This window comes from Holdemanella sp. (assembly GCF_056804935.1).
The window spans coordinates 8,801-14,956 of record NZ_DBMEXE010000021.1 but is presented as its reverse complement, the minus strand read 5'-3'; the positions used below and the strand labels follow the sequence as shown (position 1 = coordinate 14,956).

Annotated in this window: 4 protein-coding genes and 1 pseudogene; 4 read left to right on the top strand and 1 reads right to left on the bottom strand. The window is 35.3% G+C overall.

Annotated elements, in window-relative coordinates:
* A partial coding sequence (locus ACZQCL_RS02100; RefSeq protein ID WP_419007792.1) for a GGDEF domain-containing protein occupies positions 1 to 571 on the top strand: 571 nt, incomplete at its 5' end.
* Positions 572 to 584: 13 nt separating this feature from the next.
* Here the strand turns inward: ACZQCL_RS02100 and rnhC are convergent.
* Positions 585 to 1,433: a ribonuclease HIII gene (gene rnhC / locus ACZQCL_RS02095; RefSeq protein WP_117571286.1), complete on the bottom strand. Its 849-nt coding sequence runs from the start codon at positions 1,431 to 1,433 to the stop codon at positions 585 to 587.
* A gap of 63 nt (positions 1,434 to 1,496) precedes the next feature.
* On the opposite strand from rnhC, the gene ACZQCL_RS02090 reads away from it, so the two are divergent.
* From ACZQCL_RS02090 to ACZQCL_RS02080, 3 genes and pseudogenes are all read left to right on the top strand, one after another.
* Positions 1,497 to 3,809, top strand: coding sequence for an endonuclease MutS2 (locus ACZQCL_RS02090; protein WP_482481747.1), 2,313 nt, complete (start codon positions 1,497 to 1,499; stop codon positions 3,807 to 3,809).
* A gap of 8 nt (positions 3,810 to 3,817) precedes the next feature.
* Complete coding sequence (gene uvrC / locus ACZQCL_RS02085) at positions 3,818 to 5,575, top strand: excinuclease ABC subunit UvrC (protein ID WP_482481746.1); 1,758 nt, start codon at positions 3,818 to 3,820, stop codon at positions 5,573 to 5,575.
* A 35-nt stretch (positions 5,576 to 5,610) separates the two neighbouring features.
* Positions 5,611 to 6,156 (top strand): annotated as a pseudogene (locus ACZQCL_RS02080) (M15 family metallopeptidase); the annotation flags it as partial.

The window sequence follows — 6,156 nt, the reverse complement described above, 5'->3', positions numbered from 1 at the left end:
TGCGGTAGACAATCCAAAACAGAATTACTACCAAAAAGATTTCTTAGAATCTTTATGTTTCTTTATTAAAACGGCTATGGAAAGAGAAAAAGAGAAGACAAAACTAAAAAATTTAAGTTATGTAGATTCTTTAACCTATGCACAAAATCGCAATCACTTTAATGAATATATAGAACAAAATAGAAACAAAGAACTCCATTCTTTAGGTGTTATTTACTTAGATTTAAATGGACTTAAAGAAATCAATGATAAAATGGGACATATCGCAGGAGATACACTCATTATTACTGCATCATATGCTCTACAAGAAATCTTCTTAGATAATTCCTATCGTGTAGGTGGAGATGAATTTGTGGTCATTGAACAAGATGTATCCGAACTCTTATTCTTTGATCAATATGCAAAATTACTCAAACGAATGAAAGAATTAGAAATCAGTGTTGCGACAGGTTGTGTATGGAAAGAAACTTGTTCAAATCTATCTGAAACTTTACAAGAAGCCGATCAAAAGATGTATGAAGATAAAAAGCGTTATTATTCTTTAGCTGAAAATGATCGAAGAAGCCGATAAAAAAGATTGGAAATTAAACTCCAATCTTCTGTGTGTTTTTGAAATGAAGCTTTGCCACTTGGTAAAGCTTTTCTTTTCCAAATTTTTGTACGAATTTCTTACCGCACACATCCACCTTGCTTCCGGCACCCTTCTCAAATTTGAAATCATATTTTTCTTCCATAAGATCCCACGTTTCTAGAAAGGCATTTCTTGCCAGGATACTCGCACAAGCTACTGCCAGGTATTTGTTTTCGGCCTTGGTCTCAAACGTGATACCCCGAATGACTTCAGGAAAGCCTTGTAAGTAGCGATAGTAACTTTTTTCTTGCACAAACTGATCAATAACAATCTGCTTAGGAAGCGTATATCCTTTATGTACCAAATTTACATAAGCCTGGTTATGCAGACGACACTTCATATCTACCATATTACAAGTATCATGCATGTCATTATATTTTGAATTGGGAACAATCAAAATACTATGTGGACACACTTCCTTGATGATAGGTGCAAGCTTACGAATCTTAACATCATCCACCTGCTTTGAATCTTGAATGCCAAGATGCGCAAGTTTTTTGCGAGCCTTGTTTGTGACAATACAGCTAGCCACTACAACCGGACCAAAATAATCACCAGTACCCACTTCATCGCTGCCCGCTTGATCTTGTGCTTCACTATGCGTTGGTTTCGGTTCTAACCAAGAAAGATCGGCTCCCTGAAATACAACTTTACCACTTGTATATGCCGTAATCGAACATTCTTTCGTCTTGATTTGATAGTACGTATACTGTGGCGTACTTTCTTTTAATATAAAAGGAGATAATCGATTTTTTAATTGAAAGATCTCTTCTTTTGTCATATTCTTTGTCAATGTTGCCATTTTAATCACCTTATTTAGTTTACCATAAATTTTGTGTTAAAATAGGTGAGAACGGAGTATTTTATGGAACAAAATTTTAGAAACGAATTAAACCAGGCCATTGATTTTTCAAGTGTATTAACACAGATTTCTGCATTTTCTAGCTTTTCTTGCGCCAAAGAAAAAATTTTAAATGCGTTGCCTGTATTTGATAAATTAGAAATACAAGAACAATTAAACTATGCCAAAGAAGCCATTCAGTTTGAACAAGCCGGAGGCTTACTTTCTTTATCAGGAGCGAATGATATTTCTTTACCAGTCTCAAAAGCTTTGAAACAGATGACACTAACAAGTAAAGAATTGATTTCCATCTACCATTTTTTAACGGCTGTTAAACAAGCCAAACAAAGCTTGGATTCATCGGATTATCCAGAACTGACAAATTTAGCTCAATCTATGGATGGATGTACACGTTTGATGGATTCAATCATTTCAAAGATTGATCTAACAGGATCGGTTAAAGAAGATGCGACACCCGCATTAAAAAGTATGCATAAGGCGTTGGTAGATACGCGCTTAGCATTACAATCGAAATCAAGACAGTTTTTAAAGAAGAACAGTTCAAAACTTATGGAAAATATGACGACAACTGTATCTGGACGTGTTGTTGTCTTGGTTCGTGCCCAAGACAAGAATGCCTTTGGCGGTATGATTCATGGACAATCCAGTTCAGGACTTGCCTATTATGTTGAACCATCCAGCTTTGTAGCTGATAATAATGAGATTTCTTCTTTGATGATTCGTATTGAAGAAGAAAAGAAACGAATCTGTAAGGAATTGTCGATGCAAGTTAAGAAAAATGCGTTGTCTTTAACTTCGGCATTAGAAACATTAACTGTAATTGATGTAGCTTTCACAAAGGCAAAATGGGCAGTACGCTATGATGGTTGCATTCCATCTTTACAATCAAGAGATCACTCTATGTATTTAGAACATGCCAAACATCCTTTGATTGATGAAAAGAAAGTGGTTTGTAACACATATGAATTAAATGATAAACAAGCTTGCCTTATGATTTCAGGACCAAACATGGGAGGTAAGACTGTCACATTAAAGACAATTGGACTCTTTGTAGCTTTGGCCCATGCAGCATTTCCCGTATTATGTCATAAAGCCATTCTACCATTCTATCAATCGATGTATTTTGACATTGGAGATCATCAGTCCATTGAAAACAACTTATCGACTTTCTCAAGTCATATTTCTCGTCTGTCTCATATTTGTCAGAAGAGTGATGAGAATAGTTTTATCTTATTGGATGAAATTGGAAATGGTACCGATCCATTAGAAGGAGCCAGTCTTGCGGTTGCGATTTTGGAGTATTTGATTTCAAAAAGAAGTACGATTATTACTTCAACACACTATTCGCAAGTAAAAACATATGGAAAAGCAAATGATTCTGTATTAGTATCGAGTGTTGAGTTTAATCCAGAAACATTAAAACCAACCTATAAATATATTCCTGGTGTATCTGGAGCAAGTTATGCCTTTCATATTGCCAGAGAATACAATTTAGAAGAGTCCATTTTAGAAAGAGCGGATTTTTTAAAGAATGAAAATGAAAAGCAGACAGAAAAAGAATTGGAGAAATTAGAAAAACTTCAAAATGATGTCTTGAAACAAAAGGAGCGTTTTAATCAATTGATTGAAGATGCGCACCGCGTTCAAAAGGAGGCTTACGAAAAAGAAAAAGAAATCGAAAAGCGTAAGGCCCAATTGGATGCATCGTATCAGGAACAATTGAATGAGATGCTCGAAAAGAAAAAGGCAGAGGCCAAAGCAATCTTAACTGTGCTTCGTAAAGAAAAGACGGGTAAGCAGCATAAGCAGATTGAAAAGATGCATGAACTGGATCTTTTAAATGAGCATGTTGAAGAAGTTGAAGAAGATAAGAAAGAGTTTAAGGTTGGTGATTATGTAAAAATCACAGGCTTGAATTCGCATGGTGAAATTGTGGATATTCGAAGAAATGAAGCTACCGTTTTAACGAATGGTATGAAGATGAAGGTGAAAATTTCGAAGTTGGAGCCTATGCATAAGCCACAAATCAAGAAAGCAACTTATAAAGCACATGTAGAATCGGTATCTAGTCGTTTTCCTTTGGAGTTGAATCTAATTGGAATGCGTGTTGAAGAAGGCATTGCTGCTTTAGATAAATATTTAGATCAAGCTGTCGTTAAACACATTAAACAAGTACGTATCATTCATGGTATGGGTACGGGTGCTTTGCGTACAGCCGTATGGAAGGATTTAAAGAAACAGCCAAATGTTTCTAAGTTTAACAGTGCCGGTCCAAGTGAAGGTGGACTTGGTGCAACTATCGTTATATTAAAGTAGGGGATAAAATGAGTGTTTCTAAACATCTACAAGATAAATTAGCCTTACTTCCAGATTCTCCTGGTTGTTACATCATGAAAGATGAAAATCAGAATATATTGTATGTGGGAAAGGCCAAAGTATTAAAGAATCGTGTGCGTTCTTATTTTCATGGTACCCACAACAATAAGACGACGCGTTTAGTGTCGCACATTCGTGATTTTGAATTTATCGTGACGGGCAGTGAAAAAGAGGCTTTATTATTAGAAATCAATTTAATAAAAAAACATATGCCACCTTACAACATCATGTTTATGGATGATAAGACATATCCATATATTGAGATCACAAAAGAGAATAATTTTGTGGTGCGTACAACACGAAATATCAAAAATAAAAAGAGTGAATATTTTGGGCCGTATCCAAGTAGTCAATCGGCTTATGAAATCGTGAAATTGATCAATCAGATCTTTTGTGTACGTAAATGTCGTCATATTCCAGATTCTCCGTGTTTGTACTATCACATGCACCAATGTCTAGGACCTTGTATTCATGAGATTGATCCTAAGGAAAACGAAATGACGCGTAAAAAAATTAAGAAGTTTTTGCAGGGAGACACCAAAGAGGTGATGGATTCTTTGCAGGCTAAAATGATGGAGGCCAGTGAAAACTTGCAGTTTGAAAAAGCACAGGAAATCTATAATACGATTCAAGCCTTAGAGCATGTCATTGAAAAACAGACGATTGACTTTAAAGATCGTGCTAATCGTGATGTATTTGGATATTATGTGGATTCTGGATACATTTCTTTTCAAGGTTTCTTTATTCGTCAAGGAAAATTATTGGAGAGAAACATGTCAATTACACCGTTGTATGAAGATGAGATGGATGCCTTTACTAGCTTTATCATGCAGTATTATGAAAAAAATGTGGTGCCAAAAGAAATTTTGGTGCCGTCTGGAACGCCAGTGGACGTTTTAAAGGAAGCTTTAAATACGAATGTGCATATTCCAGTTCGTGGTGAAAAAAAGAAACTGATAGATTTGGTTTATAAAAATGCCAAGGAAGCACATGAACAGAAGTTTAAACTGGTATTTCGTAAGGATAATGAGTTGCGTCAGGCCAATGAAATGTTGTCAAAATTATTCAATGCGGATATTCATACGGTTGAAATGTTTGATAACTCCCACATCCAAGGTACGTTTAATGTGAGTGGTTTGGTTGTCTTTAAGGATGGCTTACCCGATAAGAATTCATATCGTCATTATAAATTAGATGGGTATCGCAGTGATGTGGACAGTATGAAAGAAGTCATTTATCGAAGATACTTTCGATTGTTGAAAGAACATTTGCCGATGCCAGATTTATTGTTGGTGGATGGTGGTGCTGCACAGATTGCGGCGGCCAAAGAAATTATAGATATGTTGCAGCTTGATTTAAGAGTGGCAGGACTCGTAAAGGATGATAAGCATGCGACAAGAGCATTGATGGATGTGAATTTAAATGAAATTCCAATTGATTCCAAGTCGAGCTTATTCTTCTTATTAACACGTATGCAGGATGAAGTGCATCGCTTTGCGATTTCGTATCATAGAAAACTTCGAGATCAGTCTATGACAAAATCTGTATTGGATACGGTGAGCGGTATTGGGCCTAAGCGTAAAAAGGAATTGTTGAAGCATTTTAAAAGCATGAAGCAGATGCGTCTTGCGAGTGTAGAACAATTGAGTGAAGTGATTCCTGAAGATGTGGCTAAGATTCTATATGCTCGTTTGCATGAGAATTAATAGTCTAGTATAATGGGGTGCGTGAGGTACTTATTTTGATTAGTAAAAAAGAATTGCGAGCACGTATTTTATTGATTGTGGTTTGTCTAGCGGTGGGCTTATATTGTCTATATACCATGGATAAATCGTATGATCCTTTAGCTCGATATCCTTATACAACCAATGAAAATCGTGATGTTTTATTAAAATATCTAGATAGTGATGATATTGATTATTTGGTAAATCAACATATTTCACCGGATAAATTTATGGATTTTATAGAGTTGAAAGATTTCAATTTAAAAAATACGTTATATTATAAAGAAGCCAAGGAAACGCAGAATGCAGATAATGAATATATCGTCAATTTTGTGAATCGTTTTCGAAAGAATTTTTCGTATGATTCTTTAAAACAATTGTTGATGCACTATTCATATATTGATTTAACGACGTTCTATGAAAACGAAGCTGTGTTGTATTCGGATTTAAGATTGATTGCCGATCCAACCAATCCGTATGTCGTATTAAATCAGGAGAATACGGTATATAAGTATATACCAGAAAAGATTACGACATTTAATACTATCTTAGTTCAAACATGT